Source organism: Lutibacter holmesii (assembly GCF_042679665.1).
Classification (GTDB): domain Bacteria; phylum Bacteroidota; class Bacteroidia; order Flavobacteriales; family Flavobacteriaceae; genus Lutibacter; species Lutibacter holmesii.
In genome coordinates, this window is sequence record NZ_JBHTMV010000004.1 from 513,779 (window position 1) to 540,716 (window position 26,938).

General features: G+C 29.9%; 32 protein-coding genes. 14 read left to right on the forward strand and 18 right to left on the reverse strand.

The genetic code is table 11. The annotated features are described in order from the left end of the window. Positions 1-77 precede the first annotated feature (77 nt). On the forward strand, positions 78-527 hold the full coding sequence (locus tag ACFQ5N_RS10560) for a DUF1573 domain-containing protein (protein ID WP_386809468.1): 450 nt from the start codon (positions 78-80) through the stop codon (positions 525-527). Between the two features lie 50 nt (positions 528-577). Here ACFQ5N_RS10560 and ACFQ5N_RS10565 read toward each other — a convergent pair whose 3' ends face one another. Continuing rightward, a complete protein-coding gene (locus ACFQ5N_RS10565) occupies positions 578-1,843 on the reverse strand; it encodes a PDZ domain-containing protein (RefSeq protein ID WP_386809469.1) in 1,266 nt (421 codons plus the stop codon). Between the two features lie 235 nt (positions 1,844-2,078). On the opposite strand from ACFQ5N_RS10565, the gene ACFQ5N_RS10570 reads away from it, so the two are divergent. Together ACFQ5N_RS10570 and murB are read left to right on the forward strand one after the other, a co-directional pair. Beyond that, positions 2,079-3,278 carry a pyridoxal phosphate-dependent aminotransferase gene (locus ACFQ5N_RS10570; protein WP_386809470.1) on the forward strand — a complete coding sequence of 400 codons (1,200 nt, stop codon included), beginning with the start codon at positions 2,079-2,081 and terminating at the stop codon, positions 3,276-3,278. Beyond that, positions 3,279-4,280 (forward strand): UDP-N-acetylmuramate dehydrogenase, encoded by a 1,002-nt coding sequence (gene murB, locus ACFQ5N_RS10575; RefSeq protein ID WP_386809471.1) that lies wholly within the window; start codon positions 3,279-3,281, stop codon positions 4,278-4,280. 30 nt (positions 4,281-4,310) lie between these two features. Here murB and ACFQ5N_RS10580 read toward each other — a convergent pair whose 3' ends face one another. Further along, positions 4,311-5,447, reverse strand: a complete 1,137-nt coding sequence (locus ACFQ5N_RS10580; protein ID WP_386809472.1) for a cysteine desulfurase family protein — start codon at positions 5,445-5,447, stop codon at positions 4,311-4,313. An 85-nt stretch (positions 5,448-5,532) separates the two neighbouring features. Between ACFQ5N_RS10580 and ACFQ5N_RS10585 the strand changes: the two genes are divergently transcribed. Next, positions 5,533-6,042 (forward strand): hypothetical protein, encoded by a 510-nt coding sequence (locus tag ACFQ5N_RS10585; RefSeq protein WP_386809473.1) that lies wholly within the window; start codon positions 5,533-5,535, stop codon positions 6,040-6,042. Here ACFQ5N_RS10585 and ACFQ5N_RS10590 read toward each other — a convergent pair. Beyond that, positions 6,039-6,602 (reverse strand): DNA mismatch repair protein MutS, encoded by a 564-nt coding sequence (locus ACFQ5N_RS10590; RefSeq protein ID WP_386809474.1) that lies wholly within the window; start codon positions 6,600-6,602, stop codon positions 6,039-6,041. The two genes, ACFQ5N_RS10585 and ACFQ5N_RS10590, sit on opposite strands and share 4 nt — an antisense overlap. A 74-nt stretch (positions 6,603-6,676) precedes the next feature. Between ACFQ5N_RS10590 and ACFQ5N_RS10595 the strand changes: the two genes are divergently transcribed. From ACFQ5N_RS10595 to ACFQ5N_RS10605, 3 genes are read left to right on the forward strand one after another with little or no spacing between them, the layout of a single operon-like run. Next, positions 6,677-7,294: a hypothetical protein gene (locus tag ACFQ5N_RS10595; protein WP_386809475.1), complete on the forward strand. Its 618-nt coding sequence runs from the start codon at positions 6,677-6,679 to the stop codon at positions 7,292-7,294. A 54-nt stretch (positions 7,295-7,348) separates the two neighbouring features. Continuing rightward, positions 7,349-7,627 (forward strand): CD225/dispanin family protein, encoded by a 279-nt coding sequence (locus ACFQ5N_RS10600; RefSeq protein ID WP_386809476.1) that lies wholly within the window; start codon positions 7,349-7,351, stop codon positions 7,625-7,627. Then, positions 7,617-8,012 carry a DUF2752 domain-containing protein gene (locus tag ACFQ5N_RS10605; RefSeq protein WP_386809477.1) on the forward strand — a complete coding sequence of 132 codons (396 nt, stop codon included), beginning with the start codon at positions 7,617-7,619 and terminating at the stop codon, positions 8,010-8,012. The genes ACFQ5N_RS10600 and ACFQ5N_RS10605 overlap by 11 nt, the downstream gene beginning before the upstream one ends. A 27-nt stretch (positions 8,013-8,039) precedes the next feature. On the opposite strand, the gene ACFQ5N_RS10610 is transcribed toward ACFQ5N_RS10605, so the two are convergent. From ACFQ5N_RS10610 to nadC, 9 genes are all read right to left on the reverse strand, one after another. After that, positions 8,040-8,876, reverse strand: coding sequence for a phosphatase PAP2 family protein (locus tag ACFQ5N_RS10610; protein WP_386809478.1), 837 nt, complete (start codon positions 8,874-8,876; stop codon positions 8,040-8,042). 69 nt (positions 8,877-8,945) lie between these two features. Further along, positions 8,946-9,632 carry a GTP cyclohydrolase I FolE gene (gene folE, locus ACFQ5N_RS10615; RefSeq protein WP_386809479.1) on the reverse strand — a complete coding sequence of 229 codons (687 nt, stop codon included), beginning with the start codon at positions 9,630-9,632 and terminating at the stop codon, positions 8,946-8,948. Between the two features lie 46 nt (positions 9,633-9,678). Then, complete coding sequence (gene hisS / locus ACFQ5N_RS10620; RefSeq protein ID WP_386809480.1) at positions 9,679-11,049, reverse strand: histidine--tRNA ligase; 1,371 nt, start codon at positions 11,047-11,049, stop codon at positions 9,679-9,681. A 43-nt stretch (positions 11,050-11,092) separates the two neighbouring features. Then, positions 11,093-11,566 carry a hypothetical protein gene (locus tag ACFQ5N_RS10625; protein WP_386809481.1) on the reverse strand — a complete coding sequence of 158 codons (474 nt, stop codon included), beginning with the start codon at positions 11,564-11,566 and terminating at the stop codon, positions 11,093-11,095. Beyond that, entirely contained in the window at positions 11,563-12,141 is a 579-nt protein-coding gene (locus tag ACFQ5N_RS10630; RefSeq protein ID WP_386809482.1) for a DUF4126 domain-containing protein, read from the reverse strand. Before ACFQ5N_RS10630 ends, ACFQ5N_RS10625 begins: the two co-directional genes overlap by 4 nt. A 2-nt stretch (positions 12,142-12,143) precedes the next feature. Then, the gene (gene kdsB / locus ACFQ5N_RS10635; protein ID WP_386809483.1) at positions 12,144-12,875 is read right to left on the reverse strand and encodes a 3-deoxy-manno-octulosonate cytidylyltransferase; all 732 of its coding nucleotides are present in this window, start codon (positions 12,873-12,875) and stop codon (positions 12,144-12,146) included. A 2-nt stretch (positions 12,876-12,877) separates the two neighbouring features. Continuing rightward, entirely contained in the window at positions 12,878-13,801 is a 924-nt protein-coding gene (locus tag ACFQ5N_RS10640; protein WP_386809484.1) for a YihY/virulence factor BrkB family protein, read from the reverse strand. Between the two features lie 7 nt (positions 13,802-13,808). Next, positions 13,809-14,378 (reverse strand): pentapeptide repeat-containing protein, encoded by a 570-nt coding sequence (locus ACFQ5N_RS10645; protein WP_386809485.1) that lies wholly within the window; start codon positions 14,376-14,378, stop codon positions 13,809-13,811. Between the two features lie 5 nt (positions 14,379-14,383). After that, entirely contained in the window at positions 14,384-15,244 is an 861-nt protein-coding gene (gene nadC, locus ACFQ5N_RS10650) for a carboxylating nicotinate-nucleotide diphosphorylase (RefSeq protein ID WP_386809486.1), read from the reverse strand. An 82-nt stretch (positions 15,245-15,326) separates the two neighbouring features. On the opposite strand from nadC, the gene rlmH reads away from it, so the two are divergent. The 5 genes from rlmH to ACFQ5N_RS10675 are packed head-to-tail and all read left to right on the forward strand — an operon-like array spanning position 15,327 to position 19,251. Further along, the gene (rlmH, locus tag ACFQ5N_RS10655) at positions 15,327-15,800 is read left to right on the forward strand and encodes a 23S rRNA (pseudouridine(1915)-N(3))-methyltransferase RlmH (protein WP_386809487.1); all 474 of its coding nucleotides are present in this window, start codon (positions 15,327-15,329) and stop codon (positions 15,798-15,800) included. Next, the gene (locus ACFQ5N_RS10660; protein ID WP_386809488.1) at positions 15,793-16,380 is read left to right on the forward strand and encodes a non-canonical purine NTP diphosphatase; all 588 of its coding nucleotides are present in this window, start codon (positions 15,793-15,795) and stop codon (positions 16,378-16,380) included. Before rlmH ends, ACFQ5N_RS10660 begins: the two co-directional genes overlap by 8 nt. After that, positions 16,374-17,408 carry a FecCD family ABC transporter permease gene (locus ACFQ5N_RS10665; protein WP_386809489.1) on the forward strand — a complete coding sequence of 345 codons (1,035 nt, stop codon included), beginning with the start codon at positions 16,374-16,376 and terminating at the stop codon, positions 17,406-17,408. The genes ACFQ5N_RS10660 and ACFQ5N_RS10665 overlap by 7 nt, the downstream gene beginning before the upstream one ends. After that, the gene (locus ACFQ5N_RS10670) at positions 17,408-18,202 is read left to right on the forward strand and encodes an ABC transporter ATP-binding protein (RefSeq protein WP_386809490.1); all 795 of its coding nucleotides are present in this window, start codon (positions 17,408-17,410) and stop codon (positions 18,200-18,202) included. Before ACFQ5N_RS10665 ends, ACFQ5N_RS10670 begins: the two co-directional genes overlap by 1 nt. A gap of 35 nt (positions 18,203-18,237) precedes the next feature. Further along, on the forward strand, positions 18,238-19,251 hold the full coding sequence (locus ACFQ5N_RS10675) for a M28 family metallopeptidase (RefSeq protein WP_386809491.1): 1,014 nt from the start codon (positions 18,238-18,240) through the stop codon (positions 19,249-19,251). 391 nt (positions 19,252-19,642) lie between these two features. On the opposite strand, the gene holA is transcribed toward ACFQ5N_RS10675, so the two are convergent. Then, positions 19,643-20,653: a DNA polymerase III subunit delta gene (holA, locus tag ACFQ5N_RS10680; RefSeq protein ID WP_386809720.1), complete on the reverse strand. Its 1,011-nt coding sequence runs from the start codon at positions 20,651-20,653 to the stop codon at positions 19,643-19,645. Positions 20,654-20,682: 29 nt separating this feature from the next. Between holA and ACFQ5N_RS10685 the strand changes: the two genes are divergently transcribed. After that, positions 20,683-21,135 (forward strand): type I restriction enzyme HsdR N-terminal domain-containing protein, encoded by a 453-nt coding sequence (locus tag ACFQ5N_RS10685; RefSeq protein WP_386809492.1) that lies wholly within the window; start codon positions 20,683-20,685, stop codon positions 21,133-21,135. Between the two features lie 41 nt (positions 21,136-21,176). Continuing rightward, positions 21,177-22,175: a glycosyltransferase family 2 protein gene (locus tag ACFQ5N_RS10690; protein ID WP_386809493.1), complete on the forward strand. Its 999-nt coding sequence runs from the start codon at positions 21,177-21,179 to the stop codon at positions 22,173-22,175. Here the strand turns inward: ACFQ5N_RS10690 and ACFQ5N_RS10695 are convergent. The 5 genes from ACFQ5N_RS10695 to ACFQ5N_RS10715 all read right to left on the reverse strand — a co-directional run bounded on the left by ACFQ5N_RS10695 (position 22,170) and on the right by ACFQ5N_RS10715 (position 26,886). Beyond that, complete coding sequence (locus tag ACFQ5N_RS10695) at positions 22,170-22,790, reverse strand: L-threonylcarbamoyladenylate synthase (RefSeq protein WP_386809494.1); 621 nt, start codon at positions 22,788-22,790, stop codon at positions 22,170-22,172. The genes ACFQ5N_RS10690 and ACFQ5N_RS10695 overlap by 6 nt on opposite strands. 166 nt (positions 22,791-22,956) lie before the next feature. Continuing rightward, complete coding sequence (locus tag ACFQ5N_RS10700) at positions 22,957-23,655, reverse strand: response regulator transcription factor (protein WP_386809495.1); 699 nt, start codon at positions 23,653-23,655, stop codon at positions 22,957-22,959. A gap of 5 nt (positions 23,656-23,660) precedes the next feature. Further along, complete coding sequence (locus ACFQ5N_RS10705; protein WP_386809496.1) at positions 23,661-25,229, reverse strand: sensor histidine kinase; 1,569 nt, start codon at positions 25,227-25,229, stop codon at positions 23,661-23,663. 99 nt (positions 25,230-25,328) lie between these two features. After that, the gene (gene coaE, locus ACFQ5N_RS10710) at positions 25,329-25,913 is read right to left on the reverse strand and encodes a dephospho-CoA kinase (protein WP_386809497.1); all 585 of its coding nucleotides are present in this window, start codon (positions 25,911-25,913) and stop codon (positions 25,329-25,331) included. 4 nt (positions 25,914-25,917) lie between these two features. Further along, positions 25,918-26,886 carry a hypothetical protein gene (locus ACFQ5N_RS10715; protein ID WP_386809498.1) on the reverse strand — a complete coding sequence of 323 codons (969 nt, stop codon included), beginning with the start codon at positions 26,884-26,886 and terminating at the stop codon, positions 25,918-25,920. Between the last annotated feature and the right edge of the window lie 52 nt (positions 26,887-26,938).

Consider the following 26,938-nt stretch of genomic DNA (forward strand, 5'->3'; position numbering starts at 1 on the left):
TACAATTATAAGCATTAACATAAAATATTTTGAAAGCATAAAAAAATAACTAACTTTACATTTTAAAATAAATAATAATGAAAAAAATAATGACACTTTTATTTGTTGGATTATTGACAATCTCAATGAATGCACAAGAAAAACAAGTAACTGAAACTGTTATAGATCCAAATGCTCCTGTATTTGAATTTGAATCAGATGTAATTGATTATGGGAAAATAGCATTGAATGCTGATGGTGTTCGTGTTTTTAAATTTAAGAACGTAGGAAAATCGCCTTTAGTTATTTCAAGAATACAATCTAGTTGTGGATGTACGGTGCCAAAAAAACCTACAGAGCCAATTATGCCAGGTTCAACAGGTGAAATTGAAGTTAAATACGCTACAAATAGACAAGGAGGATTTTCAAAAATGATTACAGTTTATTCAAACGCTACTGAACCTTCAAAAAGATTACGTATTAAAGGAATCGTATTAAAACCTGAATCTCCAGTAACAAAAGAAAAATCAGCCGTGTCTTCAAAATAACACATTGATTTACAACTTATAAAAAAGACTTTCTGAATAGAAAGTCTTTTTTATTTTAGCATATCTTTTAAACGGAAACTATATTCATAATCCTTTCCAAATCTTTCAACCACAACTGTTACTTTTGTATTTTCCTTTTCATAAAAATATTGAACTATTTCTTCCAGTTTTAAATCAAATGTATACTTACCATTAATTTTTATTAGTACATCTCCTACTCTAATACCCGCCAATGCCGCAGGTGAATTTGGTCGTAATTTTTGAATTTTATAGGTTGGTTTAAATGTATATTTAAAACTAGTATCTAATGTAACTGTTACATTTGATGCGTTTGGATTGTTACTATACGTGTTTAAAGTATTTGGTTTTGCCTTTTCTTTTACCAATCTTTTACCATTGTGCACTAACTCAATACCGCTCATATTATAACGAAAAGGATCTTTAAACTTTCCACCTTTTTTTAGTAAAAGTCTATTATTTCTGTAATCAAAAGTTACAACAAAACGATTTAAAATAGTACCTCCTAAGCTTCCATTTCTACCTTTAAATTTTAATGCGTGTGCAACTGATAATGAATCAGGGTATGAAACTGTTGGATTTTTTAAGGTAAAATCACCAATATGCAAACTTTCTATCATAGTACGTTTCCCATAAATAGCACCACTTAAACCTTCACCTAAAAAATCGTTAAAATATTTGGTTGGAGCAACAATATCTGGATGTGTATTTTCAAATAACCACATAGCATCACTTCCACCAGAATCAATTAATAATTTAACATTTACCTTTTTTGTAGGCGCTTCCTTTAATACAACTCCAACATTTATATAAGGTTTCATCATATTAAATTCAATTGGGATAACTTCACATTTTCTACATAGTTTATCTTTATACCCTTCTGAAGTAAAAAATGTTAACCGTTTAGAACTGTAATTAATTCGCACAATAAAGTCTTTAAGCAACTCATAACCAATAATTCCGTGAATGGTAATTCCTAATTTCGAAGACAAATCAAAACTATCATTAAAAACCACGTACAATTTTTGTTTGTTACTTTTAATAGCTCCAAATTTTAATTCGTTTCCTCTTGATAAAATAGCTTCAACTGCTCCATCTTGCCCCAAACCTTGCAACTTTAATTTTTCAATATTTCTAAGATTTAAAGAGTCGGTTGGATTTAAATTGAACAAAATTGTTGAACCAACACCAGAATCTAATATAAAGTTAAGCTCTCTTCCATTTACCTGAATTGGAATAACAATTAAGTTACTTAACATTTTAAATGAAACGTTTTGTTTGTGGGTGCCTTTTGGCATTAAAAATTTTCTTTGCGCCGTTGAGCTCAATGAAAACAAGAAGATTAAACTTATAAATAATGTATGTTTGTAAATTTTTATCAAGTATTTAAGGTATAATGGATTAATTTAACATTATAATTTTATTTTCTATAGTTTTTATGAAAACTTTAACCTTTAACAATTCGTTAAAAAAAGCAACTATTGTGGATTAATTTTTGCAAATTTGCAGGGCATCTAACTAAACTTCAGAAACATGCCGAAAATTTCAAATACTGGTAAAAATATGCCAGAATCACCAATACGAAAGCTTGTTCCTTTTGCTGAAAAAGCAAAGCAAAATGGCATTGAAGTTTTTCATTTAAATATTGGACAACCTGATGTTAAAACACCACGTTGCGCATTAGATGCTGTTAAAAACAACACTATAGAAGTACTTGCTTATAGCAACACCGATGGTTCAGAAAGCTACCGAGAAAAATTAGCAAATCATTATTTTTCTAAAAATAATATAAAAATAAAAGCAGAAGATATTATTATTACCACAGGTGGCTCTGAAGCTTTATTATTTTCATTGGGTAGTATTACAGATCCCGGTGATGAAATAATTATACCTGAACCATTTTATGCCAATTACAACGGATTTTCTTCATCTTTAAGTGTAAATATTGTACCAATTACATCAAAAATTGAAGATAACTTTGCACTACCTGATGTTGAAGGTTTTGAAAAATTAATTACACCTAAAACAAGAGCTATTTTAATTTGTAATCCTGGTAACCCTACAGGATATTCGTATACAAAAGAAGAAATACAACAACTAGCTGCATTGGTAAAAAAACACGATATTTTTTTAATTGCAGATGAAGTGTATAGAGAATTTATTTATAATGAAGGAGCAAAACACCATTCAGTACTAGGAGATTTTGGTTTAGAACAGCACGCTATTTTAATAGATTCTGTTTCTAAACGTTACAGTATGTGTGGTGCTCGAATTGGTTATTTAATTTCAAGAAATGAAGAAGTTTTATCAACTGCCAGAAAATTTGCACAAGCACGTTTAAGTCCGCCAACATATGCACAGTTAGCTAGTGAAGCTGCTTTAGACACTCCAAAATCGTACTTTGATGAAGTAATTGAAGAGTATAAAAGCCGAAGAGATTTATTAATAGAAGAGTTAAATAAAATAGAAGGTGTAAATGCCACTAAACCAATGGGAGCTTTTTACTGTATTGTAGAATTGCCTGTTGCAAATGCCGAAGATTTTTCACAATGGTTGTTAGAAAAATTTTCAGACAACAACCAAACTGTAATGGTAGCTCCGGCTGCTGGTTTTTATACAACACCAGGTTTAGGATTAAATCAAGTTCGTATTGCATACGTACTAAAAAAAGAAGATTTAATACGTTCTGTAGAACTTTTAAAAATTGCACTTTCAAAATACAACAACATCTAATTGAAAATTCAAGAAAACATATCTTTAAAACCTTATAATACCTTTGGTATTGATGTACAAGCTAAACAATTTGTAAGTATTTATTCTTTTCAGGAATTAAAAGAAATTGTAGCCACTAAAAAAGAATTGTTTTTGTTAAGTGGCGGAAGCAATATGCTACTTACACAACCAATAAATAAGCTTGTTGTTCATTTAAACTTAAAAGGAATTATTGTAAACGACACAGAAAAAGACTACGTATTTGTAACTGCTGAAGCTGGTGAAAATTGGCACGATTTTGTGGTTTGGTGTATTTCACAAAATTATGGTGGATTGGAAAATTTATCTCTAATCCCTGGGAATGTAGGCACCTCTCCTATTCAAAATATTGGCGCTTATGGTGTTGAAATAAAAGATACGTTTCATCAATTAGAAGCTTTGGAAATAGCCTCGGGAAAATTAAAAACATTCACTAAAGAAGAATGTAATTTTGGATATCGAAATTCTGTTTTTAAAAATGAATTGAAAGGTCGCTATATTATTACTTCTGTTACGTTTAAACTTACTAAAAACAACCACAATTTTAATATTTCATACGGTGCTATTAAAGACGGTTTAAAAGATATTGAAAACCCAACATTGAAAGAAATTTCAGATGTAATTATTGCCATTAGAACAGCTAAATTACCTGATCCTGAAAAAATTGGAAACAGTGGTAGTTTTTTTAAAAACCCTGTGATTGATTTAAAAGCTTTTAAAATATTACAAGAAAAATATCCAAATGCACCGCATTACATAGTTTCAGAAAATGAAATAAAAATTCCTGCTGGTTGGCTTATAGAACAATGTGGATTTAAAGGAAAACGCTTTGGTGATGCTGGAGTTCACAAAAATCAAGCATTGGTTTTGGTAAATTATGGCAATGCAACCGGAGAAGAAATTTACAGCTTAGCGCAAAACATTCAACAAACAGTACAAGATACTTTTGGTATTTCTTTAGAAATTGAAGTGAATGTGATTTAGTTAGCTATTTTTTTGAATGAAATTCAAAAACTATACAATCAATCCTTTTAAAGTTGCAATAACATAGTCTATATCTTCTTTAGTTATAAACTTGCTAAATGAAAAACGCACCGAAGTTTTTTGCGCCTCTGTTTCGTTTAAAATAGTATGCAATACGTGTGAACCTTTATTGCTTCCACTTTGGCAAGCACTTCCACCAGAAACCGCAATTCCTTTTAAATCTAAGTTAAATAGCAACATTGCATATTCCTTTGGAAAGCGAACATTTAAAATAACATAACTGCTTTTATCACTGTTTTCTGAAACACCATTAAATTGAAGTCCCTCAAAATTCACTTTTAATTCTTCAATAAAATAACTTTTAATAGCTTGTATTTGAGTAGTTTCTACGTCAATATTTGCAGTAGCAATTGTGAGCGCTTTTTCCATTCCTAAAATACTATGTACATTTTCAGTACCAGCTCTAGCGCCTTTTTCTTGTTCACCACCGTGTAACATAGGAAAAATACCAAAACCTTTTTTTACATACGCAAAACCAACACCTTTAGGTCCGTGAAATTTATGTGCACTTGCCGCAAAAAAATCAATAGGAGTTTTTTGAACATCAATAGCATAATGTCCAATTGCTTGTACAGCATCACAATGAAAAAAAGCATTGTTTGCAATACATAAATCAGAAACTTTTGCAACATCTAACAAATTGCCAATTTCATTATTAATGTACATTAAACTCACCAATAGTTGTTCATTAGGTTGTTGTAATAATGTTTCTAAATGCTGCATATTTATATTTCCTTGCGCATCAACATCAACCCAATTTACTTTTATATGGTATTCTTTCACTAAATTTTCTATAGTATGCAACACTGCATGATGTTCTATTTTTGATGAAATAATAGTAGTAACACCTAAATTTTTTACAGCATTTTGAAGCACTAAATTATCTGCTTCACTTCCACCGGCAGTAAAAATAATTTCATTTGCCGAAGCATTTAAACATTTAGCTATATTTTTTCGCGCTGTTTCTACAGCTGATTTCGCCTTTCTACCAAACTGATGTGTTGATGATGGATTTCCATAATTAGTCATCATAGCCTTCGTAATAGTATCCATTACTTCAGGTAATATTGGTGTAGTTGCAGCGTTGTCTAAATAGATTTGTTTCATCAAAACAAAAGTAATTAAAATAGTTGGCATCAATTAGTGTAGAATTACTTAAAACAATTATTTTTGTTGCATATATACAAAAGACATGAAAAAACTATTGACACTTTTTATTGCATTCACAATCGTTTCTTGTAACGATGGTGATTTTAGCGTTCCAGATTTTGATTTTGAAGATGAAGTGTATGGATGTTGGGACAATAATATTGTGTATGTTACCAACTCTTCTGGTACTGAAGCAATGGTTATCACCTTAATTGATGATGAATTAGGAACTGAAGTTGGTACAGCTACTTATGATGTTTCTTCAACGCGTGAAGTTGTATATCGTATTTTTAATGATGGTATTGACGGTAATTATTTTTGCCAAGCTATTCCTCCAACAACACCAACAGTAACCACTGAATTAATTGCTGAAAGTGGAACAATTTCAATTACCACTAGCGAAGTTTATGATGAAGATGACGACACCGAATTAACTGGTTACAGCTACTTAATTACATTCTCTCATTTATTATTTTATGAAGATGATGGTGACCGTATATTTTTTGAAACTTTAGCGTTTGGTGATGAATTCGAAGTGGATATTGACGATTAATTTTTAGGGTTTTGGTATACATACACTTCTGTAGCTCCTAAACCATATTTTTTATAGGAAGCCTCATAATATTGTACAGGGTAATTTTTGAACATATATTCTAATTCACTTTTTAGCACACCAGCACCTACTCCGTGAATAAAAACAATTTTTGGTATTCGGTTTCTAATTGCAAACTCTAATTTGTGTTTGGCGTGATCCATTTGAATGGTTAACATATCATAATTATCTAAGCCTTTTACTGAAGCTGTTAAATTATGAATATGCAAATCAACTTCCATAGGAGGTTGTTTCTCTGGCTTCACATCAGTTTTAAATTTTATAGTTTTTTTCTTTGCTGAAAACTCTTCCTTTTGCCTCAAAAGAGCTTCATTTGAAATATCACTGTATTTAGAAAGGTCGGCCTGATTTTGTTTAATAACCACCAATTCTTTTGGCGCAAACTCAAATGGAAAACCATCTGAAGTTTCCAAAACAATTTTAGTTGGATGCACTTCAATTACCTTTCCAGTAATCACATCATCAATCACAGATACCTTATCTCCAATATTAAAACCCATTTTTTAACTTTATATTAATTTTTTAGAAATATAAACGTATTACTAATTTTTTATACTTGTGCAAAGTTACGCGCATGAATGAAACTATTTCAACAAATACCAAAGATTTTTTTATAACAGCCTTTAAAGAATTGCAAATTTCTGAAAACAAACTAGTATTACTAGAATCTATTGCTACGGCAATAGTGCAAACTTTAAAACAAAATAAAACTGTAAACCTAAATTATATTTCTACAAACAATAGCCAACGTAGCCAAATTTCACAGGTTTGGAGTACTTATGCTGCACACTATTTTAAGCTATCAAACATCAATAGTTTTTCAGGCGGTACAAATGTGACTTCATTTCATAGAAAAACAGTTAAAACACTTCAAAAAGTTGGTTTTACTTTTAAAATTATAGAATTTTCTCACCAAAATCCAACGTATGCAATTGGGTATCACAATTACATTAAACCAATATTGGTATTTTCAAAATTATACAATCATGACTTAAATCCGTCTCCATTTTTTGCAATTACAAATAATGCCTTTGAAATAATTCCAGAAGCCATTCAACAATTTGAAATGCCTTTCAACAACATAAACAACTTTGAACACAGTATCAATAAAGCAGAAGAATATGCAGCATTAAATAAGCAAATAGCTGGGGAAATACATTTTATTTTCCATAGAGTATCAGCGGCTCTTTAATTTTTTGTATTTTAGATTTTTCAAAATAAAAATGCACCCATAATTCTAAAAAACATGAACGAAACTCAACCTAAAAATTACCTAATTGAATCTATTCTTATCACTATATTTTGTTGTCAACCTTTTGGAATTGTAGGTATTGTATTTGCTAGTCAAGTAAATTCAAAATTTGCAGTTGGTGACTATGCAGGTGCTGCTCACGCTTCAAAAGAAGCCAAAAAATGGACAAAATGGGGATTCATTTCTGGATTGGTAGTTGCCACATTGTTTGTGTTAATTTATGGCGCTATTATATTCTTTGCATACCAAAATGGAGAATTTAATGACTTTTAAACATATTGTTGCGGCTGTTCTTATTGTAGCACTTGCCTCTATTTATGTTTTTATTAACCCTAGCGAAGTTGATTTTTTACCCAAATGTCCGTTTTATTTAACAACTGGATTTTATTGCGCCGGCTGCGGAAGTCAACGCGCTACACATCAATTATTGAATTTTAATTTTTTAGGAGTACTTCAACAAAATTTATTATATGTTTTTGGTTTAGGTGTACTCTTGTATCATTTTAGTGTAATTAGTGTGAATGCTATTTTTAAAAAACACTATTACAATTACATATACCACCCTAAAACACCCATAATTATACTTGTTATTATAATTGTATTTTGGATATGTAGAAATATACCTATGTACCCTTTTAATTTATTAGCACCAAAATAACTCTTTTTAGAATACTTTTTAGCTTTATTAAAACGTACCAACTACTCCAATTGTACCTACACCTGCTTTTAAATTCCAAGAAACCATTTTCTCTTTTTTGTGAAGATACATATCATTTTTGTGAAAATAATTATCAATACTATCAACCACAACAATACTAATTACACCACCCAAAACCACATCAGTTAACCAATGAGCGCCTTCCCACAAACGAGAAATAGGAGCTATTAATCCAACAGCGTAAATTCCACCTTTTACCCAAAGATTATCAAATTGCTTGGCTATAGCGTGTGAAGCGGTTATTGACAACATAGTATGTCCTGAAGGAAACGAATGGTAAGAACCTTCTCTGCTAAACGGTTTAAAAACATTGCTACCAACACCTTCAGAAGGACGTGCTCTACCAACAACATTTTTTGTAATAGTTTGAATAAAACCAGAGGCTACTGCTGACGTTACAATAAGAATCCCTGCATCTCTCCAAGCGTCATTTTTTGCAAGTAAACCATAGGCATAAATTCCGCTAGTAATCATAAAAAAGTTTTGAGGACTTCCGTAATACCACCCAAATTGCTTTAAAAAATTAGGTGCTGTTTCACCTTGTTCTATAAAATATTCTGAAGTTTGCTCATCATACATATACAAAATTACAGTTCCGGCAGCAACACCTCCAAAGGTAAGCCAATCTTTCTTTTTCCATCGAAGTGGTTGTGTATAGGTATGCTTTAAACCTCCCCACATTTTTACACCATCTTTTTTAATATCGCTCCAAAGATTTCCGTCTAAGTCAGATTTATTTTCCTGACTATAAACCAAATGCATACAGCTTATAAAAAGTAATACTAGTACAAATCCTTTTTTCATTTACATTAGGTAAAAAAAAATTACTTCATTTTTCAACAAAGTAATTTTTAAATAGTTTTTATAAAATTTTTATTCAAAAGTAGTCTCTAAATTAATATAATCCATAAACTCTTTTTTTACTGCAGGATCTTTAAACTTACCACCAAATTCAGCAGTAACAGTGCTACTTGCAATATCTTTAACACCTCTAGAATTTACACATAAATGTTTTGCATCAATTACACAAGCTACATCTTTTGTTCCCATTGCTTCTTGCAAAGCTTGCACTACTTGCATTGTTAAACGCTCTTGTACTTGTGGGCGTTTTGCATAATGATCAACAATTCGGTTCATTTTAGACAAACCAATTACTTTTCCGTTTGAAATATAAGCTACATGTGCTCTCCCAATAATTGGCAATAAGTGGTGCTCACAGGTAGAATACACCGTAATGTTTTTTTCTACCAACATTTCACCATAATTATAATTGTTATCAAAAGTTGATAATTTTGGTTTATTTGCAGGGTCTAAGCCTCCAAAAAGTTCGTTTACAAAAGCTTTTGCCACTCTTCTTGGTGTACCTTTGATACTATCATCTTCCAAATCCATACCTAAAGTATCCAAAATATCTCGAACGCTCGCTTCAATACGATTTCTTTTTTCTTCGTTTGAAATATCAAACGCATCAGCTCTTAAAGGCGTTTTAGCAGAAGATCCAATGTGATCATCTCCCATTTCATCTATTTTATCTATCATTATGTTTTTTGATTCAAACATTCTTTTTCTTTTATTTAACGTGCAAATTTACAACTTTGTTTTAAAGTTATACGGTGATTTTAAGTAATTCTTCTAAACTACAAGCTTGTTGTTCACCTGTTTGCATATTTTTTAATGTATATATATTATTCTTAACTTCATCTGCACCTACTAAAACAACAAAAGGAATTTCTCTTCTATTTGCATAATTCATTTGTTTTTTCATTTTAGCATTTTCAGGGTATAATTCTGATTTTATGTTTAATTTTCTAAGTTCAGCTAAAGCTTTCATACAAAATGCAGCTTCTGTTTCTCCAAAATTAATAAACAACACTTTTGGCTTTGGCAATTCAACAGCATCAAACAAATTCAACTCTTCTAAAACCAAATAAATACGATCTAATCCAAATGAAATACCTACACCGCTAACATTTTTTAAACCAAAAATTCCGGTTAAATCATCATATCTACCTCCACCACCAATAGAACCCATTTTTACACCGTCAGGCGCAGAAACTTCATAAATAGCACCTGTGTAATAATTTAAACCACGCGCTAAGGTTACATCTAAATCTAGTTTTGCCGATTGCAATCCTAAAATTTCAATATTATCAACTACAAAACGTAATTCTTTTACACCTTGTAATCCTTCTTCAGACTCCGCAAGCATTTCTTGCAACTGCGTAATTTTTTCTTGATTACTACCATTAAAATGAAATAATGGTTGTACTTTTTCAATAGCTGCTGTTGTGATTCCTTTTGAAATCATTTCTTTTGTAACTCCTTCTGCACCAATCTTATCTAACTTATCTAAAGCTACTGTAAAATCTATTAATTTATCTTTAGCACCAATAATTTCGGCAATACCAGCTAAAATTTTACGGTTATTCAACTTGATAGTCGTACCAGTTAATTTTAACTTACTAAAAACTTCATCATATAATTGTACAAATTCTACTTCTTGCCACAAACCTTTGCTTCCAACTACATCTGCATCACATTGGTAAAACTCTCTAAATCTTCCTTTTTGAGGTCTATCTGCACGCCAAACTGGTTGCATTTGATATCTTTTAAAAGGAAATTCAATGTCGTTTTGATGTTGCACAACATAACGCGCAAACGGAACTGTTAAATCATATCGCAATGCTTTTTCAGAAATTTTAGGCGTCAACTTATTACTTTCTTTGGCTTGTAATAGCGTCTCATCAACCTTTTTTAAATAATCTCCAGAGTTTAAGATTTTAAAAATTAAACGATCGCCTTCTTCTCCATATTTCCCCATTAAGGTTCCATAATTTTCAAAGGAAGGTGTTTCAATAGGTTGAAATCCAAAAGTTTCAAACACTTGTTTTATACTTGCAAAAATATAATTACGTTTTGCAACTTCAGTAGGTGAAAAATCACGAGTTCCTTTTGGTATAGTTGGTTTTTGTGCCATTTAAAAAAATTAGTTTGCAAATATCAGAAATAAAAAAAACTATTTAAAGTTTTTCAAGCATTGATTTTTCCATTATTGTTAATGGAATATCCTTTTCAAAGGATGATTTTGTAGGAAATGAGACCAACATCAAAAAAACTAAGATACCTACCAATATAAAATAAAAACTATTGTTTGTATACAAAACAAAAATAACACACAACAATGCTGGAAATTCTAATAAGGCCATTCTAAAAATATGTGCCGTACTAAATTTAGCTCCTTTTTTAGGTAAACTAGCTTTTTCTGGAATTTTATTTAGCAGCTTGGCATAGATAAATTTACTAGACAAATTTCCTATGTATGCAATAATTATTGCTAAAAACAGAAATGCTTTATCCTCTTGATACGAAAAAAATAGTTCTTCTTTTAATGTATAACTTACATAACCTGAAAAGCCTAAAACACCAATTAATAAAAAAATGTGAATAATTTGTAAAGACTTTATAAAGTTTTTTGATTCTTGCGAAATACTCATTTTATTGATTTTGAAGGTTTAAATAATTTGAAAACTTTAAACAATAGCCATAAAATAATTACCACTAAAACAATTGCAACTATTGGTAAAAATATAGCAAAAACAGCCATTACAATTGATGTTCCTGTTTCAACAGTTGAAATTACAGGGTTTGCAACACCAGCTGTTGTAGCTGTTGAAGCTAAACGTGTAGTACTTGTTGAACCTTTTATGGCTGTAGCAGTTCCTCCACCAGCAATTATAGCTAATGCCCAAGTAATAGTTGGGTCTAAATTTGAAACGGTTGCTACCATTACTGCTGTACCCGCAACTGCTGCTAACGGAACAGCAATAGTATCTAATAAATTATCGAGCCAAGGAATAAAATAAGCTAAAATTTCAACCACTGTTGCGATTCCTAAAATTAAAATTGAAGTTGAACTTCCAACCCATTCCCACGTTTCATTTAGTGGAATAACACCATAAAAAGAAGCCAAACTTAATGCAAATAGCGGTACAAAAATTCGAAAACCTACTGAAGCGGCTAATCCAATTCCTATAATAATACTTATAATGGTTTCAGGTGTTACATTCATTTTTAGTTGTTTTTAAAAATAGCATTTGCCTTTTCTAAATCTTCAGGAGTATCAATACCAATTGCAATTTCATTGGTTTCAACCATTTTCACTTTTAAACCGTTAGCTAAAAAACGTAAATTTTCTAATTTTTCAGTTGCTTCCAGCTCATTTATTGGCAACTGCGTAAATTTTAAAAGCGCTTCTTTTCTAAATGCATAAATACCAATATGTTTAAAATATGTTGCTGTTGATTTTTCTCGTGGATATGGAATAGGAGATCTTGAAAAATACATGGCAAAGTTATACTCATCAGTCACTACTTTTACATTGTTTGGATTGTGAATATCTGCTTCATCTTCCATTTTAATTTTTAAAGAAGCAATGGCTATTTCTTTTTGAGCATCGCTTTTAAAAACATCTAATAAATTGTACAATGCATCTTTTTGAATAAAAGGTTCATCACCTTGTACGTTTACCACAATATCAACATCTAAATTTGCTACAGCTTCAGCAATACGATCGCTTCCAGACTCATGCTCTTTTATACTCATAATTGCTTTTCCGCCGTTAGAAACAATTTCATTAAAAATAATTTCACTGTCCGTAACTACATAAACTTCTGAAAATAAATTTGCGTTTTTTGCAGCTTCATAGGTTCTTAAAATAACGGTTTTCCCGGCTAAATCTTTCATTAATTTCCCTGGAAAACGACTCGCTTCAAAACGAGCTGGTATCATTGCTATTACTTTCATCTTTAATTTTTAATATGTAAATCTTTCAAACGGTTGATACTTGCATTTAGTTCAAAACCAAGTAATAAAATTATGGAGTTCAACCACACAAATAACATTAACACTAATAAAGTTCCAATAGAGCCATACAACTCATTATAGGTAGAAAATTTGACTACATAAATGGCAAATAAACGAAACATTACAATGGTTAATAAAGTGGTTAAAATAGCACCAGGTAAATATGTAAAATCTTTAGATTTTTTGGTTCCGTATTTGTACAAAAATGAAACTGAAACCAAAATTAAAACTAAAAAGAAGATTCCTCCACCTATTTTCACCCAAAAACCTTCGTTTTGCACCCAACCTTTTTCTGTTAAATCGTGGATTCCTATGGCAAAATATACATTTATTGCTATTGAACTTATTAGTATTGCAGACAAAATTAATGCCATTGCCATTGATACCATATATTGTTTAATAATATTGCGCATTTCTTTAATATGGTACGAATATTCAAAAGCTCCTAAAACGGCATTTACACCGTTAGTCATTAAAAAAATTGAGGCTACAAAACCAAATGATAGTAACCCTCCGTACCTATTGTTTGCAATATCTGAAATTACACTGCTCACCACTCCACCAGTATTTGGTGGTAATAAGCTTTCAATAGTTTTTATAAAATCTACTTGAAATCCTTCAATAGGAACAAAAGGAATTAATGTTAAAATAAATAGCAAAAAAGGAAATAAAGCCATAAAAAAACTAAAGGCAATACCACCTGCTCTAGCCGTTAAAGCACCTCTAACTATTCCAATAATATACATTTCTAAAACATCATATAAAGACAAACCGTGTAATCCTGGAATTTTAATTTTTTTCCCGAATACAACCAATGAACTTAATATTGGAATAGTAGCTAATTTGTCTTCAACAATTTTTGTCATGTTTATTTTACTCCAACCTTACATCAAATGATTCTAACAAACCAATTACATTCTCTTTTGAAAATAATGCCTTTTTAATGAAGTTATTTGTTGGATTTATATTAAAATTATAAGCTGAACTAAAGTTTGCTTTTTCTAATTTGGTTCTATTAAAAACGGCATTTCTTAAATCACAATTATCAAAAACACCTTTTGAAATATTAGCTTCAGTAAAATCTACTTCTTGAAGATTACAATTTACAAAACTAATATTTGGAACGTTTAACTGATAAAATGACGATACATTTAACTGACAATCTTTAAAGTTTAAGGCTAATAAAAATGGGTCACATTTGTTAAATTTGAGTCCTAACATTTTACACTCTATAAAAGTAACTGTTTTAAATGCAGTATTGCTAATGTCTGCATTGCTAAAATTACAATTGATAAATTCACATTCAATAAAACCTATGTTGGAAGCATAAATTCCAGAAAAATTACAATTTAAAAAAGTACAATTATCATATTCACCTTTTACAATTACTTTTTTAGTAAAATCTATTCCTTTAAATGTTTCATCATCAAAATAAGCAGCCATTCTAATTATTTTACAGCTTTTAAACTTAAATCCATATTGTATACAGAATGTGTTAAAGCACCTGAAGAAATAAAATCTACACCACATTCAGCATATTTTCTTGCAGTTTGCAAATTAATACCACCTGAAGATTCAGATTGACATTGATCTCCAATTAATTCAACCGCTTTACGCGTATCTTCATAATTAAAATTGTCTATTAATATTCTATGAATACCACCACAAGCCAATATTTTTTCAATTTCCTCTAAACTTCTAGCTTCAACAATAATTTTTAAATCTAAATTATGCTCTTTCAAATACTTTTTAGTTTTTTCAATGGCTTGCGTAACACCTCCTGAAAAATCTATATGATTATCCTTTAACATAATCATATCATACAATGCAAACCGATGATTAACTCCTCCACCTATTAAAACAGCCCATTTTTCAATAGCTCTAATTCCTGGTGTTGTTTTTCTAGTATCTAACACTTTTGTTTTTGTACCTTCTAACAAATGCATAAATTTATTTGTTTTGGTAGCAATGGCACTCATACGTTGCATTATATTTAACACTAAACGTTCTGATTTTAAGATTGATTGCGAACTTCCTTCAACATAAAAAACAATATCTCCAAATTGAACAGCTTCTCCATCATTTATAAGTGTTTCAACTTGTAAGGTAGCATCTACATAATTAAACACTCTTTTTGCCATTTCAACTCCAGCAATAATTCCGTGATCTTTCACTAGTAATTTAGCTTTACCTGTGGCTTCAGCAGGAATACAAGCCAATGAACTATGATCGCCATCTCCAACATCTTCTCTAATGGCATTTGCAATAATAATATCTAATTCTTTTTCAAATTGTTCTTTCGTAATCATTTCTATTTTGCATTTTTAGATATACAAAAATAACTTTTTTATTTTCAAAAGATTCATCTTTAATTCTTTTTATATTTGCCAAATGAAAATTAAATTATTGGCCATTGGTAAAACCGATGATAAAAATTTACAGCTACTTATTGAACGCTATCAAAATAGATTGAAACACTATATTAATTTTCAATTAGAAGTGATTCCAGACATTAAAAATGTAAAGAATCTAAGTGAAGTTCAACAAAAAGAAAAAGAAGGCGAACTAATTTTAAAAAAATTGGCTGCTACAGATCAATTAATTTTATTGGACGAAAAAGGAAAAGAATTTAGATCTTTAGAATTCTCTTCTTTTCTTCAAAAAAAAATGAATTCAGGTATTAAGCAACTAGTTATAGTAATTGGTGGACCTTACGGTTTTTCAAATGCTGTGTACAAAAAAGCACAAGGAAAAATATCTTTATCAAAAATGACTTTTTCTCATCAAATGATTCGCTTATTTGTTGTTGAACAATTGTACCGAGGTTTTACCATTTTAAAAAACGAACCATACCATCATGAGTAAATTAAAATTGGTGTTTGCCACTAATAATAAAAATAAATTGAAAGAAGTTCAAGCAATGTTAACCAATTTTGAAATTGTTAGCTTGGCTGAAATTAATTGTTTTGATGATATTCCTGAAACTGCAAAAACATTAGAAGGTAATGCTATTTTAAAAGCAAATTATATTACTAAAAAGTATGGTTTAAATTGTTTTGCCGATGATACTGGATTAGAAGTTGAAGCCTTAAATAATGAGCCTGGTGTTTTTTCAGCAAGATATGCTGGCCCAGAAAATAATGCTGAAGCAAATATGACTAAGCTGTTGCTGGAGCTTGGTGAAAATACCCACAGAAAAGCACAATTTAGAACAGCTGTTGCACTAAATATTGAAGGAGAACAGTTTGTATTTGAAGGTATTTGTACAGGAGAAATTTTAACAAAAAAAACTGGAAATAGCGGATTTGGATATGATCCAATTTTTATGCCTACAGGATATCAAAAATCTTTTGCGGAAATGAATATAACAGAAAAAGGAGCCATTAGCCACAGAGGAAAAGCCATTGAACAATTAGTTAACTTTTTAAATAATTACGCTTGTTAACTCCTTTAAAATCATATAAAAACACATTTGCTCTTTTACTAATTGTATTACTTGTTAGTACGTTTTTAAATATTAGTTTAGGCTCAGTAAACATTCCGTTGAAACAGTTGTTTTTAACTTTGATAAATGGTGACGTTGAAAAAGAAGCTTGGCGAACCATTATATTAAACTATCGTTTACCAAAAGCAATTACAGCAATTATTGTAGGCTCAGGATTGTCAATTAGCGGACTGTTAATGCAAACATTGTTTAGAAACCCATTGGCTGGTCCGTTTGTGTTAGGAATAAGTTCAGGTGCTAGTTTAGGAGTTGCCATTTTAATTTTAGGTGCCTCTTTTTTAGGAGCAAATATTACCAGTTATGCATTCACCAATTTTGGCTTAGCAATTGCCGCCAGTGCAGGTGCTTTTTTAGTACTTGCAGCCGTAATGTTAGCAGCCTTAAAAGTGCGCAATACCATGTCTATTTTAATTATTGGTTTAATGTTTGGAAGCATTACCTCCTCTGTAATAAGTGTATTGGCATATTTTAGTAGTGCTAGTGAATTACAACAATATATGTTTTGGAGTTTTGGAAGCTTAGGAAATTTAAGCTGGAAAGAAATATCAGCTTTACTTAGTATTTTTATACTTGGAATTACACTAGTTACCTTTATTATAAAACCATTAAACAGTTTACTGTTAGGTGAAAACTACGCCAAAAGTATGGGCGTAAATGTAAAACTAACAAGAAACATAACTTTAATAGCAACTAGCTTACTAACAGGTGTAATTACAGCTTTTTCAGGACCAATTGCATTTATAGGTTTGGCTGTACCACATTTAACAAAACTATTGTTTAATACTTCAAATCATAAAACATTATTACCTGCTGTAGCAATTTGTGGCGCCATAATAATGTTGCTTTGCGACAGTATTGCACAAGTACCTAACAGTGAATACACACTTCCAATTAATGCCATTACATCTTTATTTGGTGCGCCTATTATAATTTGGTTATTAGTACGTAAAAGAAAGATTTATTATTAATGAAACAAACGACTAAACATATTATAAAAACTGCTAATTTAAGTATTGGTTACGCCTCTAAAAAAGAAGTAAACACCATTGCTTCTAATTTAAATATTGAATTAGAAAGCGGAAACCTTGTTTGTTTATTAGGTAAAAATGGTATTGGTAAATCTACCTTATTAAGAACACTAACCAAAGTACAACCTGTGTTAGAAGGAGAAGTTTTTATTAATGATAAAAAGTTAGAAGATTTAACAAATCCAGATCTTGCAAAAACATTGAGTTTAGTTTTAACAGAAAGATTGCCAGATTCTAGCTTAACCGTGTATGAATTGGTTGCTTTAGGAAGACAACCTTTTACCAATTGGATTGGCTATTTAACAACCAATGATTTACAAATCATTCAAGCATCATTTGAACAAACAAACACGCAACATTTAATGCAAAAAAAGTGTTTTGAATTAAGTGATGGTCAACTTCAAAAAGTTATGGTTGCCAGAGCACTAGCTCAAAACACACCTATAATTGTGTTAGACGAGCCAACGGCTCATCTAGACTTACATCACACCATAAACACTTTTACCCTATTAAAAAAGTTAGCTAAAGATTTCAACAAAACCATTATTGTTTCAACACACGAAATAAATTTGGCTTTGCAAATTGCAGATGAACTTTGGTTAATGTCCCCATCAAAATTTACCGCCGGAAAAACCGAAGATCTTATTGAAAACAACAATTTAAATCAACTTTTTGACTCCAAACTTATTAGCTTTAACAAAAGTTTAAAACAGTTTACTATTAACAACAGCTAACTATTTTATTAAATTTGATACATCAGCCACATATTATGAAACACTTTTTTTCTTTTTTATTTATTTTCACTTTTGTTTTTTTTACAAACGCCCAAATTTCAACCAATAAAATTGAAATTGTAACAGGTGAACTTTCGAAAAAATATGCTGAAATTATTGCTGAAGATGACTTAAAAACTCTTTTATACATAGTAGCTTCTGATGAATTTGAAGGTAGAAACACAGGAGAACCTGGACAAAAATTAGCGGCAAATTTCTTAAAGGATTTTTATAAGAGTAAACATATTGCTTCTCCTTTAGGTGACTCAACGTATTTTCAAACCATTCCTACTAAACACTTAAAACCAGGTTTAAAACCTTCAGAAAATGTTGTGGCATTTATTGAAGGAACAGAAAAGCCAGAAGAAATAATTGTAGTTTCGGCACATTATGACCATCTTGGAATGACAGAAGAAGATATTTATAACGGAGCCGATGATGATGGATCAGGTACTGTGGCTTTATTAAAAATTGCAGAAGCATTTCAAAAGACAAAAGATGAAGGAAATGGAGCTAAACGTTCAATTTTATTGTTACACGTTACCGGAGAAGAAAAAGGATTGTTAGGCTCAAAATATTATGTGAACTCCCCTATTTTTCCTTTAAAAAATACAGTTGCCAATTTAAACATTGATATGATTGGAAGAGTGGACGATGCACATAAAGATAATCCTGATTTTGTTTATGTTATTGGCTCAGATAAATTAAGTACGGAGCTACATCTAATTTCAGAAGAAATAAATAAAAATTTCTCCCAATTAACATTGGACTATACTTATAATGATGACAATGACCCAAATCGGTTTTATTACAGATCTGATCATTATAATTTTGCCAAGAACAACATTCCTATAATTTTTTATTTCAACGGAACACATCAAGATTATCACAAACCATCAGACACTCCTGACAAAATCAATTACAATATATTAGCTAAACGAACCAAATTGGTGTTTTTTACCGCTTGGGAATTGGCAAATAGACCTGAACGAATTACCGTGGATAAATAGTTTATGATGTTTAGTGGTTTAAGAATGTAAAAGTTTTCATAGAAAAAAACGTTTTTCTTTTTACTGTCATAACCAGTTCATCTTGGCATCTAGCCCTTTAAAATAGAAATAAGGTGTTTTAAACTTCAATGAGAAAGATTACCACGTCGCTACCGCTTCTCGTAATGACAATATTTTGGTTGTTTGGTTTAACTATTAACAATGAATTGTCATACTGAACAAAGTGAAGTATCTCACGAAACAAGTAACCAGTCAGAATAAGTTTTAAACTTCAATAAAATAGATTCCCTTATACGAAAGAATGACAATTTTATTTGAAAAATTTCATCTAAATGAATGAGACCCTGAATCAAGTTCAGGGTGACGATTTCACAGGAATAACAAAATAGTTTTAATGGATAATTTTAAACAATAATTCCTTTAAAATATCTTTTGCAGGAAGCGCATTGGCTCCTACTCCTTTTGACTTTACATCAGCATCTCGCAATAAACCAATAACTTGAGAAACCTTACGCATTGGATAATTTCGTGCTGCAACCACGTAATCAGAAATAAAATAAGGGCTTACCTTCAATGCTCGTGCTGCGCTATTTTTTGATTTATCTTGTAAACTATGAAAAATAAGTAGTTGTGTAAAAAAACTGTTCAATAACGAAATTGTCATAATTAAAGGATTTGCCTTTTGGTTTTGTCCAAAATAATTAATAATGGTATTTACCTTTAACACATCTCTTGCTCCAACAGCTTTACGCAGTTCAAAATTATTATAGTCTTTACTTATTCCAATATTTTCTTCAATATCTTTAGCGGTAATAGTAGATCCTGCTGGTAATATAACTAACAGCTTATCTAATTCATTGCTAATTTTACTTAAATTAGTTCCTAAAAACTCTACCAACATTAAATTGGCTTTGGGTTCAATTTTATATTTTTTACCTGCCAAAACTCTATTGATCCATTCAGGAACTTGATTCTCATAAAACTTTGCGCTTTCAAACACCAGTCCATTTCCGCTTTTACTAATAGCTTTATACAAAGCTTTGCGCTTGTCAATTTTTTTGTATTTATAACATAATACCAAAACCGTTGAAGGTTGTGGGTTTAATGCGTATGCAGCTAAATTCTCAATAGTTCTAAATAAATCTTGGGCTTCCTTTACAACAATAACTTGGCGTTCAGCCATCATAGGAAATCGCTTGGCATTATCAACCACCTCATCAATAGTTACATCTCTACCATATAAAACCATTTGGTTGAAACCTTTTTCTTCTTCAGATAAAATATTGGTCTCAATATATTCCGATATTTTATCAATATAATAAGGCTCTTCACCCATTAAAAAATAAATAGGCTTAATATTTCCATTTTTTATATCTGAAACTATTTTAGCAACATCACTCATTTCATAAAAAAATTTAGCATTTTTGCTGTATGCAGCCATTGAATTTGCCCACATATACATTCAAAATCAAAAGTAAAGAAAATAACTATGCTATTTTTGATATCATACGAAAAAAATATATGGTTTTAACTCCTGAAGAATGGGTTCGTCAACACATTGTTCATTATTTAATTGAAGAAAAAAAGTACCCTATTTCATTAATTGCTGTTGAAAAAAAACTCACAATCAATAACTTAACAAAAAGAACCGATGTTTTGGTTTTTAACACATTAGGACTTCCTGAAATTATTGTTGAATGTAAAGCGCCTTCAGTAAAAATTACGCAAGCAACTTTTGATCAAATTGCCCGGTATAATTTAAAATTAAAAGCCAATTACTTAATTGTAACTAATGGATTAACGCATTATTTTTGTAAAATGGATCTTGAGAATGAATGTTATGTATTTCTAGAAAATATTCCTAACTACGCTAATAATTCATAAAATTTGAATTTAATTCTATCTTTTAAAGTAAGTTTGCACTTGTGAAAATAGCCATTGTCATCTTAAATTGGAACGGTAAAAAATTACTAGAACAGTTTTTACCTTCTGTCATAAAATTCAGCAAATATGAAGGCGTTGAAATTTATGTAGCAGACAACGCATCAACCGATGCTTCTGTTCAATTTATTACTGAAAACTTTCCAACTGTTAAAATTGTACAAAACAAACAAAATGGCGGCTATGCAAAAGGTTATAATGATGCTTTACAACATATAAATGCAGCTGTTTATGCCTTGATAAATTCTGATATTGAAGTTTCCGAAAACTGGTTGCAACCTATTATTTCAACTTTTGAAAACGAGCCAAAAACAGCTATAATTCAACCAAAAATATTAGATTTTAAAAACAAAACTAGGTTTGAATATGCAGGTGCCGGTGGCGGTTTTATTGATGCCTTTGGATATCCTTATTGTAGAGGCCGTTTGTTTGATACCATTGAAAAAGATACGGAACAATTTAATGATACTACAGAAATTTTTTGGGCTTCTGGAGCTTGTTTTTTTATTAGAGCCAAAGTATTTCATGAATTACAAGGTTTTGATGAAGACTACTTTGCACATCAAGAAGAGATTGATTTGTGTTGGAGAGCTCAAAACTTTAATCACACTATAAAATATGTAGGAACTTCAACAGTTTTTCATGTTGGAGGTGCAACATTGAAGGAAGAAAGTCCAAGAAAATCTTTTTTAAATTTTAGAAACAGTCTTTTTTCATTGGTGAAAAATATACCAACAAATAAATTGATCCCTGTTATATTTGTACGGCTTATTTTAGATGGTGTTGCTGGTGTAAAATTTTTGTTAGAATTGCGTCCTATTCATACATTGGCAATTATTAGAGCTCATTTTAGCTTTTACCATTATTTACCAAAAATGCTAAAAAAGAGAAAAAAATCTCATCAAAAAAACACTTATTATAAAATTAAAAGTATTGTTTGGAACTATTTTATTGAAGGAAATAAAACATTTTCAGACTTATAAATTATCAATACTTCCTTTTCCTTCACGAATTACTTCTATTTCACCTTCAGACAAATCAATTACGGTAGAAGGTACATTATCACCATAACCTCCGTCAATAACAACATCAACAATATCTTGCCATTTTTCATAAATTAATTCAGGATCAGTTGTATATTCAATAATATCATCTTCATCATGAATTGAAGTAGATACAATTGGATTTCCTAAATGTTTTACTAACTCTCTTATAATATTATTGTTTGGCACTCTAATACCAACGGTAGATTTATTTTTAAAAACTTTTGGCAAGTTATTATTCCCTGGTAAAATAAAGGTATACGGTCCTGGAAGCGCTCTTTTTAAAATTTTAAATGTTGCTGTGTCAATTTGTTTAACATAGTCTGAAAGGTTACTTAAATCTGAACAGATAAACGAAAATTTAGCTTTCTGTAATTTTACTCCTTTAATTTTAGCAATTTTTTCTAAAGCTTTATTATTAGTAATATCGCAACCCAAACCATACACAGTATCTGTAGGGTAAATTATTAAACCTCCCTTTTTTAAAACTTTTATAACCTTTTCAATATCACGCTCGTTAGGATTTTCATTGTATAATTTTATAAACTGTGCCATGATTTTTTATTTATAATTTATGCCCTTAAATTTAAGGTGAAATATACAAGAAACTTGTATAATACGTTAAAAAAATTATTGCTAAACGCTAAAGTAGTTTATTACAAAAAAAATCCCCTTTCTATTTTTTATTTGAAAGGGGATTTTTAATCTTATTTTTTTGCTGTTAAACTTTTTCAATTAACCTAAAGCCTTCTCCGTGAATGTTTAAAATTTCAACATTTTCGTCTTGTTTTAAATATTTTCTCAGCTTTGCAATATAAACGTCCATACTTCTAGATGTAAAGTAATTATCATCTCTCCATATTTTTGTTAAAGCCAACTCACGTGGCATTAAATCATTTTTATGAACAGCCAACATTTTTAACAATTTACTTTCTTTTGGAGACAGTTTTTGAACATCTCCACCTTGATAAGATAAGTGACGTAATTTTGAATTAAATTCAAATTTTCCAATCTTAAATTCAAAGGCATCTTCTTCTGTACTTTTTTCAGATTCTTTACGTTGTAAAATAGCTTTAATTTTATACAACAATACTTCAGAGTCAAAAGGCTTATTTAAATAATCATCAGCTCCAGCTTGATAACCTTTTAAAACATCTTCTTTCATTGTTTTTGCCGTTAAAAATATAATTGGCACTTCAGAATTGGTAGACCTAATATCTTTAGCTAAAGAAAAACCATCTTTTCTTGGCATCATAACATCTAAAATACAAATATCAAAGTCATCATTTTTAAACATAATCAACCCTTCTAATCCGTCTTTTGCGTGTGTAACGTTATAATCATTTAACGTTAAATAATCTTTTAATACTGTTCCAAAATTAGGATCGTCTTCAACTAATAAAATTTTATTGTTTTCCATATTATTTAAATTAAAGGGAGTTTAATTGTGAAAGTGCTTCCTACTCCTTTTTCACTTTCTACAAATACTTCACCTCGATGAATTTCTACTATTTTTTTCACATATGAAAGTCCTAAACCGTGTCCTTTCACATTATGAATATTTCCTGTTTCTTCTCTATAAAACTTTTTAAAGATATGTTTTTGAACACTTTTGCTCATTCCAATACCTTTATCTTGTATCATAATTACAATTTCCTTAGCGGTATTTTCTGTAATTATTGTTATTTCTGGTGCTTCTGTAGAATATTTAATTCCATTTTCAAGCATATTTACAATTATGGTGTTTAAATGAAATTCGTTCCCATTTACTTCAGTTAAACTAGCTTCTAATTTTAATTTTATAAAACCGCCTCTATCATTCACCATTAAATCAACGTGCGTTACAGCTTCTTCAATAATGTCATGAATATCTACAACTTCTTTGCTTACATTTAATTGGTTTTTCTCCAATTTAGAAATACGCAACACATTTTCTACTTGCGTATGCATTCGCTTATTTTCATCACGAATCATTTTTACATAGCGCTCTACTTTTTCTCTGTCATTAATAATTTTCGGGTTTTTAATGGCATCTAATGCTAAATTTATTGTTGCAATAGGTGTTTTAAACTCGTGGGTCATATTATTAATAAAATCTGTTTTTATTTCAGAAATTTGTTTTTGTCTAATTAACTGATACAACGCGGTAACAAAAGCCAAAATAATTATTAAAATAAAGAAAACTGATAAAGCTAATATTTTTGAAATAGAAGCTAATATGAAATTTTTCTTTTCAGGAAAAGTTACATACAATTGAAAATCACTTACTCCATTTGCATTTACAAACATTGGAACCATGTAACTTTTACCAACTTCTTTTCTAAAATAGCCCGATTTTAGCTGAGTTGCTAAACCATTGCTATAAACACCATATTTAAAATTGGTTTCAATTCCTTTTCGCTTCAATTCTCTATCTAATCGAACCATTATTTCATTATTACTCACTCTTTTATGAATGGGTAATTTACTTGTATAAACATCAAATAAAGGTTCAATATTTGCTTTTTCAGCACGAACAAATCTTCCTGTTTTTATCATTCGTTCAACAGGAGGATTTATTAAATTGTTATGGTTGTCTAAGCTTTGATCTTTAACAACTACAATTTCTTCTTTACTAAAAATTTCTTTAAAGTAAACCGAATCATTTTCAAAGAACTCTGTAGGCACTTTATAATTTTGCTCTATAATACTTTGCGAAAATGTAAATCGCTCATTATTAGTAGTATCTACTTTTTCAAAAATAAATTTAATAACATCAGATTTTTCAACCTGCTCACCTTCTTTATAATTTTCAACAAATTTTTGATAGAAATTATCAAATTCACGTTGACCAATATCTTCAGAAACCTTTGCTAATACAAACTGTACGTTTGCTGTAAATTGTTCTTCGGTAATTTGAACAGTGTTTTTAATCCAAAAAACTTGTACTGAAATGATCCCAATTAAAGCAGTACTCATTAAAACAATAATCAGCAAAAATATTTTTTTCCTCATTAATCCAAAATTAAACTTTTAGTAGCTAAAAAAGGTTTTTTTAACGCTTATTAACAAACAATTTATTTTTTTAACAAATTCTTAAGAATATCTGCAAATTTAGTTTAATTTCATCAATATGTCAAAAATAGTTTTTACTTGCTCTTTTGTAGATTTTAAAGCATTGTTATAAATTACAAAATCAGACTTTTTAATTTTAGCTTCATCTCCTAATTGATTTTTTATTCTGGTTTCCACAGCCAACCTATCCACACCATCTCTTCGCATTACTCGTTGCACGCGTTCTTCTAAATTAGCGGTAACAGTAATAACGTAATCACATTGCTTATAACTACCGCTTTCAAATAAAATAGCCGCTTCATACATTACAATTTCAGCATTTGTTTGTGCTAAAAAATTTGCAAAATGATCTTTTACTTTAGGATGCACCAACGCATTTAATTGTGCAAGTTTACTAGTATTATTAAAAACAATTTGAGCAATAAATGCACTGTTTAAAACTCCGTTTTTATAAGCATTATCTCCAAACAATTTTGTAATCTCTTGTATAAGATCTGCATTTGAGTTCATTAACTTTTTAGCTTCAACATCGGCAATAAAAGTTGCAACACCTAATTCTTTAAAAAAATTTAATACGGTGCTTTTTCCGCTTCCAATACCACCTGTTAACCCAATTACTTTCATGCTATTAATTTTGGATTAAAAACTCTATTTGGTTTGGTTGTATTTCAAGAGAATGAATAAACTCACTTTTTTGTTGAATTACAGGAGTTAAATATTGAATTAAGGTATCATTTTTATATTGGTTATAATCAAAAACTACAGACACACTATTTTCATTAATTTTATTAAAGTGTGATAAACCAACTCTATAAACAACTTCAATTTCCTTTGGAAAAGGATTGATTGTAACATTTTCGGGCTCATTGATAAAACGTACTGGAATTTTAAAAACACCTTCAGTAAACTTATCTACTTTCCCCAAAACATGCACCGATTTATTTGAGACTTTTAAATTTAATTTTGCTGCAGGTATATCTAATTTTAAATCTGCCTCAATAGTTTGATGTACATCTGCTAATTCTAATGGCATTGTAAAAATTTCAGAAATAGAATCAATTTTCTTTTCTGGTCCTGTTATTACAATTGAATCTGGAATTAGTTTTAAGTCTTCAATAAAATTATAACCTAATTTAAATTTCACATCAACATTTGGTTTAACCACAACTTTTTTTGAAATATTTCTACCTAAATCAAAAAATATAGTGTCTTGCAAAACATCAACAACAGTTGTTTCATTTGAAACCTGTTTATTTAAATAAGAAAGTTGTGTATTTGGCAATAAAAAACTTGTTCCTTTATTACTTATTAATCCATTTAAATTAAATGCTATTTTATGTGTTCTAATTTTATAATTTATTAAGGTAAAACCAGGCGCATTTATAGAAATTTCAACTTCTGAAATTGGTTTGTTTTGCACTAATTTATCTACAGGTAAATTTTCATATTCAACTTTAAATATAGCCGTAGATGTATAATTTTTAGACAGCGCTATTAACAACCAAATAATTGATGTTAATACCAAGAAAAACAAAAAAACCTTTAATTTACGATTGTTTTTTAAATTTAAATTTGAAATTTTCTGAGCTGTTTTCATACGTTTTACAAAACTTAAATATACAAAAAAAGTGAGCCATAAGCTCACTTTT

Bases quoted from the DNA above. Each gene is read 5' to 3' on its own strand.
- ACFQ5N_RS10565 (WP_386809469.1), bottom strand. From the start codon at position 1,843: ATGCCAAAAGGCACCCACAAACAAAACGTTTCATTTAAAATGTTAAGT.
- ACFQ5N_RS10630 (WP_386809482.1), bottom strand. From the start codon at position 12,141: ATGAATGTAACACCTGAAACCATTATAAGTATTATTATAGGAATTGGA.
- ACFQ5N_RS10685 (WP_386809492.1), top strand. From the start codon at position 20,683: ATGCAGCCATTGAATTTGCCCACATATACATTCAAAATCAAAAGTAAA.
- hisS (WP_386809480.1), bottom strand. From the start codon at position 11,049: ATGGCACAAAAACCAACTATACCAAAAGGAACTCGTGATTTTTCACCT.
- ACFQ5N_RS10695 (WP_386809494.1), bottom strand. From the start codon at position 22,790: ATGGCACAGTTTATAAAATTATACAATGAAAATCCTAACGAGCGTGAT.
- ACFQ5N_RS10670 (WP_386809490.1), top strand. From the start codon at position 17,408: ATGAAACAAACGACTAAACATATTATAAAAACTGCTAATTTAAGTATT.
- ACFQ5N_RS10570 (WP_386809470.1), top strand. From the start codon at position 2,079: ATGCCGAAAATTTCAAATACTGGTAAAAATATGCCAGAATCACCAATA.
- folE (WP_386809479.1), bottom strand. From the start codon at position 9,632: ATGTTTGAATCAAAAAACATAATGATAGATAAAATAGATGAAATGGGA.
- ACFQ5N_RS10580 (WP_386809472.1), bottom strand. From the start codon at position 5,447: ATGAAACAAATCTATTTAGACAACGCTGCAACTACACCAATATTACCT.
- nadC (WP_386809486.1), bottom strand. From the start codon at position 15,244: ATGATTACGAAAGAACAATTTGAAAAAGAATTAGATATTATTATTGCA.
- ACFQ5N_RS10640 (WP_386809484.1), bottom strand. From the start codon at position 13,801: ATGACAAAAATTGTTGAAGACAAATTAGCTACTATTCCAATATTAAGT.
- ACFQ5N_RS10600 (WP_386809476.1), top strand. From the start codon at position 7,349: ATGAACGAAACTCAACCTAAAAATTACCTAATTGAATCTATTCTTATC.
- ACFQ5N_RS10560 (WP_386809468.1), top strand. From the start codon at position 78: ATGAAAAAAATAATGACACTTTTATTTGTTGGATTATTGACAATCTCA.
- holA (WP_386809720.1), bottom strand. From the start codon at position 20,653: ATGAGTGATGTTGCTAAAATAGTTTCAGATATAAAAAATGGAAATATT.
- ACFQ5N_RS10585 (WP_386809473.1), top strand. From the start codon at position 5,533: ATGAAAAAACTATTGACACTTTTTATTGCATTCACAATCGTTTCTTGT.
- ACFQ5N_RS10625 (WP_386809481.1), bottom strand. From the start codon at position 11,566: ATGAGTATTTCGCAAGAATCAAAAAACTTTATAAAGTCTTTACAAATT.
- ACFQ5N_RS10660 (WP_386809488.1), top strand. From the start codon at position 15,793: ATGAGTAAATTAAAATTGGTGTTTGCCACTAATAATAAAAATAAATTG.
- ACFQ5N_RS10590 (WP_386809474.1), bottom strand. From the start codon at position 6,602: ATGGGTTTTAATATTGGAGATAAGGTATCTGTGATTGATGATGTGATT.
- ACFQ5N_RS10675 (WP_386809491.1), top strand. From the start codon at position 18,238: ATGAAACACTTTTTTTCTTTTTTATTTATTTTCACTTTTGTTTTTTTT.
- kdsB (WP_386809483.1), bottom strand. From the start codon at position 12,875: ATGAAAGTAATAGCAATGATACCAGCTCGTTTTGAAGCGAGTCGTTTT.
- rlmH (WP_386809487.1), top strand. From the start codon at position 15,327: ATGAAAATTAAATTATTGGCCATTGGTAAAACCGATGATAAAAATTTA.
- ACFQ5N_RS10595 (WP_386809475.1), top strand. From the start codon at position 6,677: ATGAATGAAACTATTTCAACAAATACCAAAGATTTTTTTATAACAGCC.
- ACFQ5N_RS10700 (WP_386809495.1), bottom strand. From the start codon at position 23,655: ATGGAAAACAATAAAATTTTATTAGTTGAAGACGATCCTAATTTTGGA.
- coaE (WP_386809497.1), bottom strand. From the start codon at position 25,913: ATGAAAGTAATTGGGTTAACAGGTGGTATTGGAAGCGGAAAAAGCACC.
- ACFQ5N_RS10605 (WP_386809477.1), top strand. From the start codon at position 7,617: ATGACTTTTAAACATATTGTTGCGGCTGTTCTTATTGTAGCACTTGCC.
- ACFQ5N_RS10715 (WP_386809498.1), bottom strand. From the start codon at position 26,886: ATGAAAACAGCTCAGAAAATTTCAAATTTAAATTTAAAAAACAATCGT.
- ACFQ5N_RS10645 (WP_386809485.1), bottom strand. From the start codon at position 14,378: ATGGCTGCTTATTTTGATGATGAAACATTTAAAGGAATAGATTTTACT.
- ACFQ5N_RS10610 (WP_386809478.1), bottom strand. From the start codon at position 8,876: ATGAAAAAAGGATTTGTACTAGTATTACTTTTTATAAGCTGTATGCAT.
- ACFQ5N_RS10705 (WP_386809496.1), bottom strand. From the start codon at position 25,229: ATGAGGAAAAAAATATTTTTGCTGATTATTGTTTTAATGAGTACTGCT.